Consider the following 13412-nt stretch of genomic DNA (forward strand, 5'->3'; position numbering starts at 1 on the left):
TTACGGATTGAAGGGATGAAGTGCTGCGAGCAGCGAGTCCATCGTCCTGCAAAAGGAGATTGCTGAAAAGTCCGAGGTAGCCTGCTGGACTGGCGAACCAGTTCGCGCGTCAGCGGGTTAGTCCAAAGTCTCCTAGTGTTAAAGGCGGGTTTTCACCTTGGGTTTTATCCATCACGTCCGGCCTGCGGAATATTTCCATCCGAAGTTGGACGCGACGGGGTGACGTTAGAAACAACTAGCTTTCAGTTTGCTTTCAGTCCTGCTCGACTAGGGAAAGTACTGATGAAAAAAAAAGCACGGCATCAGCTCAGGCACATGCCGCTATCCCCCATGATTGAGCCTGCTTCAGGACATGGAAATGCTCACAACCCTCATCACCATCTGGATTCTCCACGTCGCTGCCCTGGCCACACCGGGCGCCAATGTTTTGCTGGTGTCGCAGTTGTCGACCGGCACCGATGGCAGATAACGGTTGGTGGTGAAGATAGCAGTCGTTGGCGCGGGTAGGTGCGGGCCAGCCAGTAGGCAGTCGCCTGAAACTCGGCCTTGATCTTTATGCCGAAATCCGGCAGACCACCATGGACCCGGAAATCAAGGTGCTGGCCAAAGCGCTTGTCGAGGACCAAGCGCAGCATGTTGCCGAATTACAGCGCTGGATACCACTCAGGTGGCCATCAGCCGCATCCGGCAACTGCGGTACATTGAAGTCAACTGTCAGACACTTTGAGCAAATTTTATTGATTCAAAAACGCCATGTCTTACCAACTCCACTACTGGCCCAGCATCCAGGGTCGCGGCGAATTTGTCCGTCTGGCGCTTGAAGCTGCCGGCGCACCATATGTCGATGTCGCGCGCGGCGATGCTGCCAGCGGGCAGGGCCTGCCGGCCTTGTTCCACTACCTGCAGGACGAGTCCGTCGCACGACCGCCATTTGCCTGCCCGGTGCTGGTGGATGGTAAGCAGGTGATCGGGCAGACCGCCGCCATCCTGCTGTACCTGGGGCCGCGCCTCAAGCTGGTGGGCGCCAGCGAGGCCGACCGCCTGTGGACGCATCAGATCCAGCTCACCATTGCCGACGCCGTGGACGAGGCGCACAACACCCACCACCCGGTGGGCGCTGGCCTGTATTACGAGGAGCAGAAGTTGGAGGCGGCCCGGGCCGCGAAAGAATTTCGCACCCAACGCATTCCCAAGTTTCTCGGCTGGCTGGAGGCTGTGCTGGCGCGCAACCCCAAAGGCGACCGGCATCTGGTGGGTGCGCGCCTGAGCTATGCCGACCTGTCGCTATTCCAACTGGTGGCGGGTCTGCTCTATGCGTTCCCCAAGGCGACGAAGCGCGCCTTGAAGAAGACCCCGCTGGCGCTGGCGCTGCACGAGCGCGTTGCACAGCAGACCCGCGTGTCGGCATATCTGCGCAGCGAACGCCGCATTGCGTTCAACGAGGACGGCATCTTCCGGCGCTACCCGGAGCTTGATGCCTGAGCCATTACCGTGGCGAAGTGGTCGAGGGCTTCATCAACTGGGAGCCCGGCTAGCTCCGACGTCCGTTGCCGATGCCAATTAAAATTTCATACCGCGCCGCCACAGGCGGGCCTTGATCAGGAGAACCCATGATGCGTCATTGTTCGTCACCCTGGAACTGGCTTTTGTTGTGCTTGTCACTGTTGCTGCCGGCCTGCAGCAGCTATGCGCCGCCCCGCACCCTGGCCGGAATGAGCCGCGATGAACTGGTGGCGCTGATGGGGCCGCCCGACATGGAGCGCCAGGTGGACGCAGGCACTCGACTGGAATTCCCGCGCGGACCTTATGGTCAGCATACTTGGTTTGTCTATTTCGACGCCGCCGGCCGGGCCATCCGCGCCGAGCAGGTGCTGACCGAGCAGAACTTCAATCGCATTCTGCCCGGCATGGCGCAGGAAGACGTGCGTCAGTTGCTGGGTCGGCCCAGTGAGGTGCAGGGTCTCGCGCGTGCACGCGGCGTGGTGTGGAGCTACCGTTACGAAAACCCATTTTGCGACTGGTTCCAGGTGGAACTGTCGCTGCAACAGCAGGTGCGCTCCGCCGGTTACGGCAAACCGCCCGAATGCGAGCAGCGCGACGGGATTTTTCCATTCTGATGGATGGCACGCACTGATCATTCATCGCGTGGTCGCGAGCTTCGGCGTTTCCATGTCAGGTACGCCGGTGAATGACAAGCCAAACATAGATCGCGATGTTGACCACGACGACAATGGCAGCAAGCACGAACTGAACCTCGCGGGTCAGGCCTGAAGGATAAATGACGTCGAGGAGATAGTGCTCGATGAAGCTTTCCGCGTAGCCTGATTGACCGGCTCGGACACGAAGGTCGTTCTCGAGATAGGTGAGGGGACAGATGCGACCCGTGAGCTCTATGAAGAACGCCCAAGCAGCCACGGGAAGATGAACCAGTGGCATCCAGCGCCAGCGCGCGGCAAGTACACCACCGAAGAGCGCAAACAAGATGAATGACAAGTGGAACAGGAGAACGCCGTCAGCTGCAAAACGAAAGTACATGCGAACGTCGGTGCGATGGTTGATGCCGCCCGAGGAAGAGGCAGCTGTTAGCTGATCGGGTCGATGCCTACTTGACGCATTGCATGAGGTTTGAGTTCTTGCCTTGCCCGGTGTGCTCACTCACGACACAGGACATGCCGCCACAGAGGCAATGAACGACTTGGGTCGACATGCTGGCAATGGAGGTTGGGGCCGAGCACTGGCAAGCCGGGGCGGACATGACGCCTTGCGCCTGGGCTTGGCCCCAGCGCAAACCGAGCAGACCAAGCAAAAGAACGAGCACCGAACCGAGAACAATTGCCGCAAGGTGCGTGAAGCGTACTGAACGTCTGAGCATAAGGACTCCTTCTCGTCATGCGTAGACCTGGACTTGACCCGTTTCCACGGACAGTTTTAGCTTCATGAGGAAGCGGGTCGATGGTCAGGTTACAGGGTTGAATGAACGTAGCAGTGTCAGCGCCTGCACTATAGCCGGCATGCTGGAAGGATACAAATGCCCCCAGGGGTTGCTCTGGTGAAGTCCCCCCATGATCGAGACGGGCGCGGGCTGGGTTTTGGCTGGTGGCTACTTGAGGCCACAAACAAAAAGGCCTGCTAAAAATTATGTAGCAGGCTTTCTATGTCTGGCAGGGTTAAGTGGTGGGAACTGAGAGATTCGAACTCTCGACCTACGGATTAAGAGTCCGCTGCTCTACCAACTGAGCTAAGTTCCCACGTTATTTAAACGTTGCTGTGACCGAGGAAAATGGGCTAAGACCCGCTGTACTTTGCGTTGCCAGCGCAAGACTTTCCTGACCACGTCCTTCCTCTTGGACAGGCCGAGATCATAGCAGGTCTTTGACGCCGCTGATGCCATTACGGCTGGCCAATTCAACGAACAAAGCGGAGTGATCCAGGTCGCCCAGACCGTGCTCGATGCCGTCGCGGTAAAGCTTCTCAAACATTTCGGTCACGGGGGCGTCGAAGCCGATTTCCTTCGCCGTGGCCAGGACATTGCGCAAATCGTTATGTTGTATCGACATGCGACCGTAGGGCGCGAAATCGCGCTCAACCATGCGTTGGCCGTGAACTTGCAGGATGCGGCTGTCGGCAAAGCCGCCCGAAATAGCCTCTTTGACCTTGGCCATTTTGGCGCCCCCTTTTTCGCACAGCAGCAGCGCCTCTGCCACCGCGCCGATGGTGATGCCGACAATCATCTGGTTGGCCAATTTGGCCAACTGACCAGCGCCATGGGGTCCCACATGGGTGGCGCGGCCAAAGACCTGAAAAATGGCTTCGGCACGGCTAAAGGCGGCCGGCTTGCCGCCGACCATGATGGCCAAAGTGCCCTGCTGCGCCCCCAGTGTGCCGCCTGACATCGGGGCATCGAGATGGCTGATGCCCAAGGCGCTCAGACGAGCGGCGTGGTCCCGTGCTTCGCTGGGTTGAATCGATGAAAAGTCGATCACCAGTGCGTCGGCCTTGATCGCCTGGGCCACTTGTCCGACAAACAGCACTTCATTCACCGCGGGTCCGTTTTCCAGCAGGCAGATGACGATGTCTGCCGTGCGCACGGCATCAGTGGCTTCGGCGTGAATGGTCGCGCCGAACGGTGCAAGCCGGTCGGCCTTCAGGCGCGTGCGGTTCCAGGCGTGGACCGTGTGGCCTGCTTCGCAAAGACGCCGTCCCAACAGGTAGCCCATTTGGCCGATGCCCAGTACTGCAATCTTCATTGCTCCCCCTCAAGAAAAATAGCCAGTCGTCGCAAAATGCGATGAAGAGGGTGTACACCCATCTTGCTGTCGAACAACTGACGGTTGCGCTAACCTATGTACGGGTGGGGACAGGATCGCTCAGCCGCGAGATGGCCGCCCTGGCTTACATCAGCAGATGTTCACCCGCGTTGTCGCCACCGAGCGTCACGTAGTTGACCTTGCGGATGTCCATCAGGCGTTTGCCGCCTGAATAACTGATGGAGCTTTGCACGTCCTGCTCCATCTCAATCAGCGTGTCGGCGAGCTTGCCTTTGACGGGTTCCAAAATGCGCTTGCCTTCGACGTGTTTGTATTCACCCTTGTTGAAGTCGCTGGCGGAGCCGTAATATTCTTTGTACAGCTTGCCGTCCACTTCGACGGACTTGCCCGGGCTCTCTTCGTGGCCTGCCAACATCGAGCCAATCATCACCATGGTGGCACCAAAGCGAATCGATTTGGCAATGTCGCCGTGCTCGTGGATGCCGCCGTCGGCAATGATCGGTTTGGTCGCCACGCGGGCGCACCACTTCACAGCGCTGAGTTGCCAGCCACCGGTGCCAAAACCGGTCTTGAGTTTGGTGATGCAGACCTTGCCCGGCCCGATACCGACCTTGGTCGCGTCGGCGCCCCAGTTTTCGAGGTCAATCACGGCCTCCGGCGTGGCCACGTTGCCGGCGATGATGAAGACGGTGGGCATTTTCTCTTTGAGGTAGCCAATCATGTTCTTCACGCTGTCGGCATGGCCATGGGCGATGTCGATGGTGATGTAGTCGGGCACCAGGCCCAGTGCCAGCAACTGGTCCACGGTGTCGTAGTCCGGCTTTTTGACGCCCAATGAGATTGATGCATACAAGCCGCGCGCTTTCATGTTCTTGACGAACTGCACGTTGTCCAGATCAAAGCGGTGCATCACGTAAAAATAGCCGTTTTGCGCCAGCCACACGCAAATTGATTCGTCGACCACCGTCTTCATGTTGGCGGGCACCACCGGGATGCGAAAGCGCCGGCTGCCCAGCTCGACGCTGGCATCGCATTCAGAACGGCTCTCCACGCGGCATTTGCGCGGCAGCAGCAGGATGTTGTCGTAGTCAAAAATTTCCATGGTCCCAAGCTCCTGTGTCCAACTGGTTGAAAGCATCCCCAACGCATCAAGGATGGGCGCTTGGACTGGACCCGGGCTTTGTTCGCGTGCACTGGACGAGCAGTGCAGAAACAAAAAACCGGGCCGCAATTGCTTGGGCCCGGTGCTTGATTCTACGGCAGTTGCGCGGCCAGGCCTAGTGGGGTTCGGCGGCCGGGCAGAGGGACTCGGCGGCGATGCTCACCCGGCCGCTGGTATCCTGCACCCAGCCGACCACCCGCAAGCGCTCGGATTTTGCCCCCTCGGGGATGTTCAGGGGTCTGATGTCCTTGAAGCTCAACCGCTCTGAATTTGATAGTGCATCACGCTTGTTCCATGTGGGCTGGAACACGTTTCTGACCAGATTTCGGGGCACGGGCGAACCCTCGAAGCCCGCTGGCAATGTTTCCACCAGCACCAGCCAGGCTTGCAGCGGGCTTGGTGGTTGTTGAGCCGCCGGCAAGCTCAGTTCAATGGAGGCCCCCACATAGCCGCCCAGTGCAGGCCCATGGGCCACCCGCAAGGTCGCGCCAGGCCATCCGTGCACCTTGATTTCTTCGCTGCGCAGGGCGTCCGGGCGATCACGGTTGAGCGCGTTCAGGCGCATCAGCGCGTCGCGGCTGGCGGCGCCAGCCAGTGCGGCCTCATCGCCCTGACGGCCGGGCACGATCCAGTCCAGCGTCAGGGCGCCGCGCGGCGCTAGCGGGGTGGAGGCGTCGCTCCAGCACGACTCGCAATCAGCATTGACAAAGCGCTCGAACAGCACCCTGGGTGCGGCTTGATCGTCACTGCTGCAGACTGACTGGCTGTGCGCCAGGGGGCTCGTCAGCAGCAGCGCGAAAAAAAAGCCACATCCGGCCCAGGTCCAGGCGCGGTGGATGGGGTTGTGTGTGGTCATTGGTCCGCTTTCTACAATCGGGCTATGTTTTCTGCAATTACACAACAAAGCCCCCCGGACGATCTTCTGCTGCAGCACCTTAACCCCGAGCAGCGTGCGGCTGTGACGCTGCCGGCCGAGCATGCCTTGATCCTGGCCGGGGCCGGCTCCGGCAAAACCCGGGTGCTGACCACCCGCATTGCCTGGCTGCTGCAAACCGGTCAGGTGACGCCCGGCGGCGTGCTGGCCGTGACTTTCACCAACAAGGCCGCCAAGGAGATGATGACGCGCCTTGCCGCGATGTTGCCGATCAACGTGCGTGGCATGTGGATTGGCACCTTTCATGGCCTGTGCAATCGTTTTTTGCGGGCGCATTTCAAGTTGGCCAATCTGCCGCAGAGCTTTCAGATATTGGACACGCAGGATCAGCTGTCAAGCATCAAGCGCCTGTACAAGCAGTTTGGCATTGATGACGAGCGCTTTCCGCCCAAACAGATGCAATGGTTCATTGGTGGCTGCAAGGAAGATGGGCTGCGCCCGAACATGGTGGAAGTGCGCGACGAGGAAACCCGTAAAAAGGTTGAGATCTACCAACTGTATGAAGACCAGTGCCAACGCGAAGGCGTGGTTGATTTTGGTGAATTGATGCTGCGCAGCTATGAGGTGCTGCGCGACAACGACCCGATTCGCGAGCACTACCAGCGGCGTTTCCGTCACATCCTGATCGACGAGTTTCAGGACACCAACAAGCTGCAATATGCGTGGATCAAGATGCTGGCCGGCACTGGCGCGCACAGCACGGTCGATGATGCCAGCTTCAACCCGACCGGCTGTGTGCTGGCGGTGGGTGACGATGACCAGAGCATCTACGCCTTTCGCGGTGCGCGCGTGGGCAATATGGCCGACTTTGTGCGCGAGTTCAAGGTTAAACACCAGATCAAGCTGGAGGAGAACTACCGCAGCGGCAGCAATATCCTGGACTCGGCCAACGAGCTCATCAGCTACAACACCAAACGGCTGGGCAAGAACCTGCGCACCGCCCAAGGCCCCGGCGAGCCGGTGCGGGTGTTTGAAGCCACCAGTGACTTTGCCGAAGCGCAGTGGATGGTGGACGAGATGCGGCAACTGGTGCGCGAGGGCATGGAGCGCAAAGAAATTGCCGTGCTGTACCGCAGCAATGCGCAAAGCCGGGTCATCGAGACCGCCTTGTTCAACGCCGGCATACCGTACAAGGTGTATGGGGGCCTGCGCTTTTTTGAGCGCGCTGAAATCAAGAATGCGCTGGCTTACCTGCGCTTGCTGGAGAACCCGCGTGACGACACCAGTTTCCTGCGCGCCGTGAATTTTCCGCCGCGCGGCATTGGTCTGCGCAGTCTGGAGCAACTGCAGGACGTGGCGCGCGCCAGCGGCTGTTCGCTCAGCGACGCGGTGAGCGGCCTGGGCGGCAAGGCGGGCGCCAACATCGGCGCCTTTATGGCCGGCATCGACGTCTTGCGCGAGCAGACGTGCGGCATGAAATTGAGTGAGATTGTGGAGCGGGTGTTGGACCACAGCGGGTTGATTCAGCATTACAAAGCCGACCGCGAAGGCGCGGACCGGGTGGAAAATCTGGAAGAGCTGGTCAACGCGGCCGAGAGCTTTGTCTCGCTGGAAAACTTTGGCCGTGATGCCGCGGCCTTGCCGGTCGATGAACAGGGCCACGCCTTGACCCAATCACCAGCGTCGCAGGGGCTGGACCTCAGTCAGCCAGTGCTTGACGAGCCGGCGCCGGATCTTGAGACCGGCGAAACCCAGTCGCCACTGGCGGCGTTTTTGTCCCATGCGGCGCTGGAAGCGGGCGACAACCAGGCGCAAGCGGGGCAGGACGCCATCCAGCTCATGACGGTGCATTCCAGCAAAGGCCTGGAGTTTGACTGTGTCTTCATCACCGGCATCGAAGAAGGCCTGTTCCCGCACGAAAACTCGATGAGCGATCGCGACGGTCTGGAGGAAGAGCGGCGTCTGATGTACGTCGCGATTACCCGTGCGCGCAAGCGGCTGTACCTGAGCCATTCACAAACCCGCATGCTGCATGGGCAGACGCGCTACAACCCGAAGAGCCGGTTTTTTGACGAGTTGCCGGAAGCGGCATTGAAGTGGATCACGCCCAAGCATCAGGGCTTGCGCGCTGATGGCGCTACATATTCAGGAGCTACTAGCCAAGGATACACGGGGGCTAGAGGCCAATTTGATATAAATTATTCCAAATTTGCGGCGGCCCCGGTGCCGATTCAAAAAGCAGCTCCGGCGCATGGTTTGCGCACCGGCATGAAGGTTTTTCACGCCAAATTTGGCGAGGGCACGGTACAAACCCTGGAAGGCACCGGCGACGACGCCCGGGCCCAAATCAACTTCCCGCGCCATGGCGTCAAGTGGCTGGCGCTGAGTGTGGCCAAGTTGACGCCAGTGCCTTAGCCGTCAATGCCCAAGGCTGGGCGGTTCAGATTTCGAGGTTATCAATCAGCCGCGTGTTGCCAATCCGGGCAGCGCCCAGCAGCACCAGGCCGTCGTTTTGCACCAGTGCCGCGACTTCGTCTGCTGCGGGCACTTGCAAATCAGCGCGGCGCCGGGCGGCCAGGTAGTCCGGTTGCCAGCCACGTGCTGTCAAATCGACCATGGTTTGTTGTTCCAGCGCGGCAATGTCCAGGGTGCCAGCGCGCAACGCTTGTGCCATTTGCTGAAGCGATTGGGACAGGTGCACGGCTTCTGCGCGCTCCAAGGGTGTCAGGTAGTTGTTGCGCGATGACAGGGCCAAACCGTCCGCGGCGCGCAAGGTGGCCACGCCCAGCACCGCAATGGGCAAGGCAAACTGGCGCACCATGCCCCGGATCACCATGAGTTGCTGGTAGTCTTTTTGACCAAACACCGCCACGCGGGGCTGCACGCAGGCAAACAACTTCATCACCACGGTGCTCACGCCGACAAAAAAGCCGGGCCGGAAGTGGCCTTCCAGAATGTCGGCCAATTCAGCCGGTGGCTGCACCCGATAGGTTTGTGGCTCGGGGTACAGCTCTTGCTCACCAGGTGCAAACAGCACATCGCAGCCAGCGGCTTGCAGCGCCTGGCAGTCGGCCTCCCAGGTGCGCGGGTAGGTGTCAAAGTCTTCGTGTGGCAAAAACTGCAGGCGGTTGACAAAGATACTGGCGATCAGCACATCGCCCAGCGGCTTGGCCTGACGCAGCAGCGACAAATGTCCCTCGTGCAGATTGCCCATGGTGGGCACAAAGGCGGGATGCTTGTAGGCGCTCAGGTGCTGGCGCAGTTCTGCAATGGTTCTGACGATTTTCATAGCAAAAGAATTTACCAGGCGTGTTGCGTGTTGTCGGGGAAGCTGCCGTTCTTCACGGCCGCCACATACGCTTGCATGGCTTCTTTCACACCCGGTGCGCCGGTCATGAAGTTGCGCACGAACTTGGGCATCTTGCCCAGGTTGATGCCCAGCATGTCATGCAACACCAGCACCTGGCCGGCGGTGTCTTTGCCAGCGCCGATGCCGATGGTCGCGCAGTGGGTGAGTTCCTGGGTGAGCTCGGCGGCCAGCGCAGCGGGCACCATTTCCAGCACCAGCAGGGCGGCGCCGGCATCTTGCAGTTCATGGGCCTGGCGTTTCATGAGGGCGGCGGACTCCTGCGTTTTGCCTTGCACCCGGTAGCCGCCCAGCGCATGCACGGTTTGCGGCGTCAGGCCCAGATGAGCGCACACCGGGATGCCGCGTTCCACCAAAAACCGCACGGTATCGGCGGTCCAGCCTCCTCCCTCCAGCTTGACCATGTGCGAGCCGGCCTGCATCAGGGCGGCAGCGCTGCGCAGGGCTTGCTCGCGCGATTCGTGGTAGCTGCCGTAGGGCAGGTCGCCAATCAGCCAGGCCGTGGCTTGCGCGCGGCGCAGGCCACGCGCCACGCTTTCGATGTGATAGCACATGGTTTGCAGGGTGACGCCCATGGTGCTGGAGAGGCCCTGGCACACCATGCCGAGTGAATCGCCAACCAGGATGCACTCCACGCCAGCCGCGTCGGCCACTGCGGCAAACGTGGCGTCGTAGGCGGTGAGCATGGTGAGTTTCTCGCCCCGCGCGTGCATTTCCAGCAGGCGCGGCAGGCTGATGGGTTTGCGCGCCGATGCCGCAGCGGTCGGTGGCAGCGTGCCGTACGGTGTGGCGTTGGTGGACTCCACGCTCGCGTTCATGCGGGTCTTCCTTCTTGCGGGTGCGCCGCCGCCTGCACCGGAATGTGCGAGCGTTGATGCTGCACGCGGTTGTTGGCATCGACAAACACCAGTTGGGGCTTGAATCCGCCCAGCTGGGCCTCGGGCACCTGGGCAAAGGCGGCAATGATGATCAGGTCACCCACGGCGGCGCGGCGCGCCGCAGAGCCGTTGACCGAGATGATGCCGGTGCCGCGCTCGCCGCGGATGGCGTAGGTCACAAAGCGTTCGCCGTTGTTGATGTTCCAGATATGAACCTGTTCGTTCTCAAGCAGATTGGCGGCGTCGAGCAGATCCTCGTCGATGGCGCACGAACCCTCGTAGTGCAGTTCGCAGTCGGTCACCGTGGCGCGGTGAATCTTGGATTTGAGCAGGGTGCGCAGCATGATGGGTCTCTTTGTTGGCAGGGGGGCAGGGCGCCTCAAGGCACCAGCGTGGTTGGTTTGGCGACTGTGTCGGTTTGCGGGTAATCGCGACTGAAATGCAAGCCACGGCTCTCATGGCGGGACTGGGCCGAACGCACGATCAGGTCCGCCACCTGCACCAGGTTGCGCAACTCCAGCAGGTCGCGGGTGACGTGAAAGGCGGCGTAGAACTCATGAATTTCACCCTGTAGCAGGGCGATGCGGTGGGCGGCGCGCTCCAGCCGTTTGTTGGTGCGCACAATGCCGACGTAGTCCCACATGAAGCGGCGCAACTCGTCCCAGTTGTGTGAAATCACCACTGCCTCGTCCGCATCGCTCACACGGCTGTCGTCCCAGGCGGGCAGTTCCCGTGGCTTGGCCACCGGGGTCTGATCGATGACCTGCGTGGCGGCGCGCGCAAACACCATGCACTCCACCAGTGAGTTGCTGGCCAGCCGGTTGGCGCCATGCAGGCCACTGCAGGCGGTTTCGCCGATGGCATACAGACCGCCCAAGTCGGCGCGTCCGTCCAGGTCGGCCAACACGCCACCACAGGTGTAGTGGGCGGCGGGAACCACGGGAATGGGCTGTTTCGAAATATCAATCCCCAGTTCCAGACAGCGTGCGTAGATGTTGGGGAAATGTTCTTTCAGGAAGGCCAGTGGCTGGTGTGAAATGTCGAGATAGACGCAATCGAACCCGCCCTTTTTCATTTCGAAGTCAATGGCGCGGGCCACGATATCGCGCGGTGCCAGTTCAGCGCGTGCATCGTGCTGAGGCATGAAGCGCGTGCCGTCAGGCAGCAGCAAGCGCCCGCCCTCACCCCGCACCGCCTCGCTGATCAGGAACGACTTGGCGTGCGGGTGGTAAAGACAGGTCGGGTGGAATTGAATGAATTCCATGTTCTGCACCCGGCAGCCCGCGCGCCAGGCCGCCGCAATGCCGTCGCCGGTGGCGGTGTCGGGGTTGGTGGTGTACAGATAAACCTTGCCGGCGCCGCCGGTGGCCAAAATGGTGTGCTGCGCCTCGAAGGTAATCACCTCATCCGTGACATCGTCGAGTGCATAGAGACCCAGGCACTGATTGGCGCCGGCCTGGCGGTTGCCCAGCGGGTCCAGCTTGGCGCTGGTGATCAAGTCCACCAGGGTGTGGTTCTCGAACAGGGTGATGTTGGGGGTCCGGCGCACGCGCTCGATCAATGTGTCCTGGACGGCGGCGCCGGTAGCGTCGGTCACGTGTGCAATGCGCCGCGCGCTGTGGCCACCTTCACGGGTGAGGTGCAGGCGGCCGTTTTCTTCAGAAAAAGGCACACCCATGGTCTGTAGCCAGGCAATCGCTTGGGGCGCTTGTTCCACCACAAAACGGGTCGCCGCCACGTCGCACAGACCGGCGCCAGCCACCAGGGTGTCGTCTACGTGGGCTTGAAAGCTGTCGTTTTTGTCCCAAACGGCAGCAATGCCGCCCTGGGCCAAGCCGCTGGAGCCCTCTTTCATGGCGCGTTTGGTGATCACGGCCACGCGCCGGGTCGGCGCCAGCAGCAAGGCCGCATTCAGTCCGGCCAGGCCGCTGCCGACAATCAGCACGTCAAAATGAAGGGTGGAAGGGGGGGGGGGCACATTTTGGGCATTCATGCGGGGCTTCAGTTAAGTGAATAGGCCAGACGGACGTAAATGGGGGCAAAAACTTCAGCCTGGGTGATTTCGATCAGGGTTTCCTTGGCCAGTTCGAGCATGGCGATGAAGGTCACGACCAGTACGGGCGCGCCGCTCGCCGGGTCGAACAACTCTTCAAATTCGACAAAACGTCGCCCCTGCAGTTTTTTGAGCACCAGGCTCATGTGTTCGCGCACCGACAACTCTTCGCGCGTGATTTTATGGTGCTGCACCAGTTTGGCACGCTTCAAAATCGCGCCCCAGGCTTCCTGCAAATCGACCACGCTGACATCCGGAAAACGTGGCTGCAGCGATTGTTCAATAAACACCTGCGCCTGCAGGAAGTCGCGGCCAAACTGGGGTATGGCGTTGAGCCGTGCCGCGGCCAGCTTCATGCGCTCGTATTCGAGCAGGCGGCGCACCAGTTCGGCGCGCGGGTCTTCGGCCTCTTGCCCCTCGGCCACTTTCTTGGGCGGCAGCAGCATGCGCGACTTGATCTCAATCAGCATCGCAGCCATCAACAGGTATTCGCCGGCGAGTTCCAGATTGCGGCCGCGAATTTCTTCCACATAGACCAGGTATTGGCGCGTCATGCCCGCCATGGGAATGTCAAGAATATTGAAGTTTTGTTTGCGGATCAGGTACAGCAGCAGGTCCAGCGGCCCCTCAAAGGCCTCCAGAAAGACTTCCAGCGCATCCGGTGGAATGTACAAATCCCGCGGCATGGCAAACAGCGGCTCACCATACAAGCGGGCGACCGCGACGTGGTCCACCACATCCGGCATGCCGGATGAATCGGGCTTGAATTGGGCGAGCAGTTCGGCGCTGTCAACCATGTCAGGCAGTCAT

At 60.6% G+C, this 13412-nt stretch carries 13 protein-coding genes and 1 tRNA gene; 3 read left to right on the forward strand and 11 right to left on the reverse strand.

What is annotated here, in order from left to right; genetic code table 11:
- Positions 1-753: 753 nt before the first annotated feature.
- Positions 754-1482: a glutathione S-transferase gene (locus tag WA157_RS00635; RefSeq protein ID WP_422619101.1), complete on the forward strand. Its 729-nt coding sequence runs from the start codon at positions 754-756 to the stop codon at positions 1480-1482.
- 128 nt (positions 1483-1610) lie between these two features.
- Positions 1611-2117: an outer membrane protein assembly factor BamE domain-containing protein gene (gene bamE, locus WA157_RS00640; protein WP_422619102.1), complete on the forward strand. Its 507-nt coding sequence runs from the start codon at positions 1611-1613 to the stop codon at positions 2115-2117.
- A 55-nt stretch (positions 2118-2172) separates the two neighbouring features.
- Here bamE and WA157_RS00645 read toward each other — a convergent pair whose 3' ends face one another.
- The 6 genes from WA157_RS00645 to WA157_RS00670 all read right to left on the reverse strand — a co-directional run bounded on the left by WA157_RS00645 (position 2173) and on the right by WA157_RS00670 (position 6286).
- On the reverse strand, positions 2173-2535 hold the full coding sequence (locus WA157_RS00645) for a DUF2784 domain-containing protein (RefSeq protein WP_422619103.1): 363 nt from the start codon (positions 2533-2535) through the stop codon (positions 2173-2175).
- 67 nt (positions 2536-2602) lie between these two features.
- Positions 2603-2872 (reverse strand): hypothetical protein, encoded by a 270-nt coding sequence (locus WA157_RS00650; RefSeq protein ID WP_422619104.1) that lies wholly within the window; start codon positions 2870-2872, stop codon positions 2603-2605.
- Between the two features lie 300 nt (positions 2873-3172).
- A tRNA-Lys gene (locus WA157_RS00655) sits at positions 3173-3248 on the reverse strand.
- Positions 3249-3359: 111 nt separating this feature from the next.
- Positions 3360-4247, reverse strand: a complete 888-nt coding sequence (locus WA157_RS00660; protein ID WP_422619105.1) for an NAD(P)-dependent oxidoreductase — start codon at positions 4245-4247, stop codon at positions 3360-3362.
- Between the two features lie 145 nt (positions 4248-4392).
- Entirely contained in the window at positions 4393-5370 is a 978-nt protein-coding gene (locus tag WA157_RS00665) for a GMP reductase (RefSeq protein ID WP_422619106.1), read from the reverse strand.
- 175 nt (positions 5371-5545) lie between these two features.
- Complete coding sequence (locus tag WA157_RS00670) at positions 5546-6286, reverse strand: hypothetical protein (protein WP_422619107.1); 741 nt, start codon at positions 6284-6286, stop codon at positions 5546-5548.
- 24 nt (positions 6287-6310) lie between these two features.
- Here WA157_RS00670 and WA157_RS00675 point away from each other — a divergent pair, with 24 nt between their 5' ends.
- Positions 6311-8719 carry a UvrD-helicase domain-containing protein gene (locus WA157_RS00675; protein ID WP_422619108.1) on the forward strand — a complete coding sequence of 803 codons (2409 nt, stop codon included), beginning with the start codon at positions 6311-6313 and terminating at the stop codon, positions 8717-8719.
- A gap of 25 nt (positions 8720-8744) precedes the next feature.
- Here the strand turns inward: WA157_RS00675 and panC are convergent, their stop codons facing one another.
- The 5 genes from panC to WA157_RS00700 are packed head-to-tail and all read right to left on the reverse strand — an operon-like array spanning position 8745 to position 13399.
- The gene (gene panC / locus WA157_RS00680; protein WP_422619109.1) at positions 8745-9593 is read right to left on the reverse strand and encodes a pantoate--beta-alanine ligase; all 849 of its coding nucleotides are present in this window, start codon (positions 9591-9593) and stop codon (positions 8745-8747) included.
- 11 nt (positions 9594-9604) lie between these two features.
- Positions 9605-10489 carry a 3-methyl-2-oxobutanoate hydroxymethyltransferase gene (panB, locus tag WA157_RS00685; protein ID WP_422619110.1) on the reverse strand — a complete coding sequence of 295 codons (885 nt, stop codon included), beginning with the start codon at positions 10487-10489 and terminating at the stop codon, positions 9605-9607.
- On the reverse strand, positions 10486-10893 hold the full coding sequence (panD, locus tag WA157_RS00690) for an aspartate 1-decarboxylase (protein ID WP_422619111.1): 408 nt from the start codon (positions 10891-10893) through the stop codon (positions 10486-10488). The genes panB and panD overlap by 4 nt, the downstream gene beginning before the upstream one ends.
- 35 nt (positions 10894-10928) lie before the next feature.
- Positions 10929-12542 carry an L-aspartate oxidase gene (gene nadB / locus WA157_RS00695; protein WP_422619112.1) on the reverse strand — a complete coding sequence of 538 codons (1614 nt, stop codon included), beginning with the start codon at positions 12540-12542 and terminating at the stop codon, positions 10929-10931.
- Positions 12543-12550: 8 nt separating this feature from the next.
- Positions 12551-13399, reverse strand: a complete 849-nt coding sequence (locus tag WA157_RS00700; protein ID WP_422619113.1) for a segregation and condensation protein A — start codon at positions 13397-13399, stop codon at positions 12551-12553.
- Positions 13400-13412: the final 13 nt, after the last annotated feature.

Source organism: Rhodoferax ferrireducens (assembly GCF_049302455.1).
Classification (GTDB): domain Bacteria; phylum Pseudomonadota; class Gammaproteobacteria; order Burkholderiales; family Burkholderiaceae_C; genus Rhodoferax; species Rhodoferax ferrireducens_B.

Bases quoted from the DNA above. Each gene is read 5' to 3' on its own strand.
- WA157_RS00635 (WP_422619101.1), top strand. From the start codon at position 754: ATGTCTTACCAACTCCACTACTGGCCCAGCATCCAGGGTCGCGGCGAA.
- bamE (WP_422619102.1), top strand. From the start codon at position 1,611: ATGATGCGTCATTGTTCGTCACCCTGGAACTGGCTTTTGTTGTGCTTG.
- WA157_RS00645 (WP_422619103.1), bottom strand. From the start codon at position 2,535: ATGTACTTTCGTTTTGCAGCTGACGGCGTTCTCCTGTTCCACTTGTCA.
- WA157_RS00650 (WP_422619104.1), bottom strand. From the start codon at position 2,872: ATGCTCAGACGTTCAGTACGCTTCACGCACCTTGCGGCAATTGTTCTC.
- WA157_RS00660 (WP_422619105.1), bottom strand. From the start codon at position 4,247: ATGAAGATTGCAGTACTGGGCATCGGCCAAATGGGCTACCTGTTGGGA.
- WA157_RS00665 (WP_422619106.1), bottom strand. From the start codon at position 5,370: ATGGAAATTTTTGACTACGACAACATCCTGCTGCTGCCGCGCAAATGC.
- WA157_RS00670 (WP_422619107.1), bottom strand. From the start codon at position 6,286: ATGACCACACACAACCCCATCCACCGCGCCTGGACCTGGGCCGGATGT.
- WA157_RS00675 (WP_422619108.1), top strand. From the start codon at position 6,311: ATGTTTTCTGCAATTACACAACAAAGCCCCCCGGACGATCTTCTGCTG.
- panC (WP_422619109.1), bottom strand. From the start codon at position 9,593: ATGAAAATCGTCAGAACCATTGCAGAACTGCGCCAGCACCTGAGCGCC.
- panB (WP_422619110.1), bottom strand. From the start codon at position 10,489: ATGAACGCGAGCGTGGAGTCCACCAACGCCACACCGTACGGCACGCTG.
- panD (WP_422619111.1), bottom strand. From the start codon at position 10,893: ATGCTGCGCACCCTGCTCAAATCCAAGATTCACCGCGCCACGGTGACC.
- nadB (WP_422619112.1), bottom strand. From the start codon at position 12,542: ATGAATGCCCAAAATGTGCCCCCCCCCCCTTCCACCCTTCATTTTGAC.
- WA157_RS00700 (WP_422619113.1), bottom strand. From the start codon at position 13,399: ATGGTTGACAGCGCCGAACTGCTCGCCCAATTCAAGCCCGATTCATCC.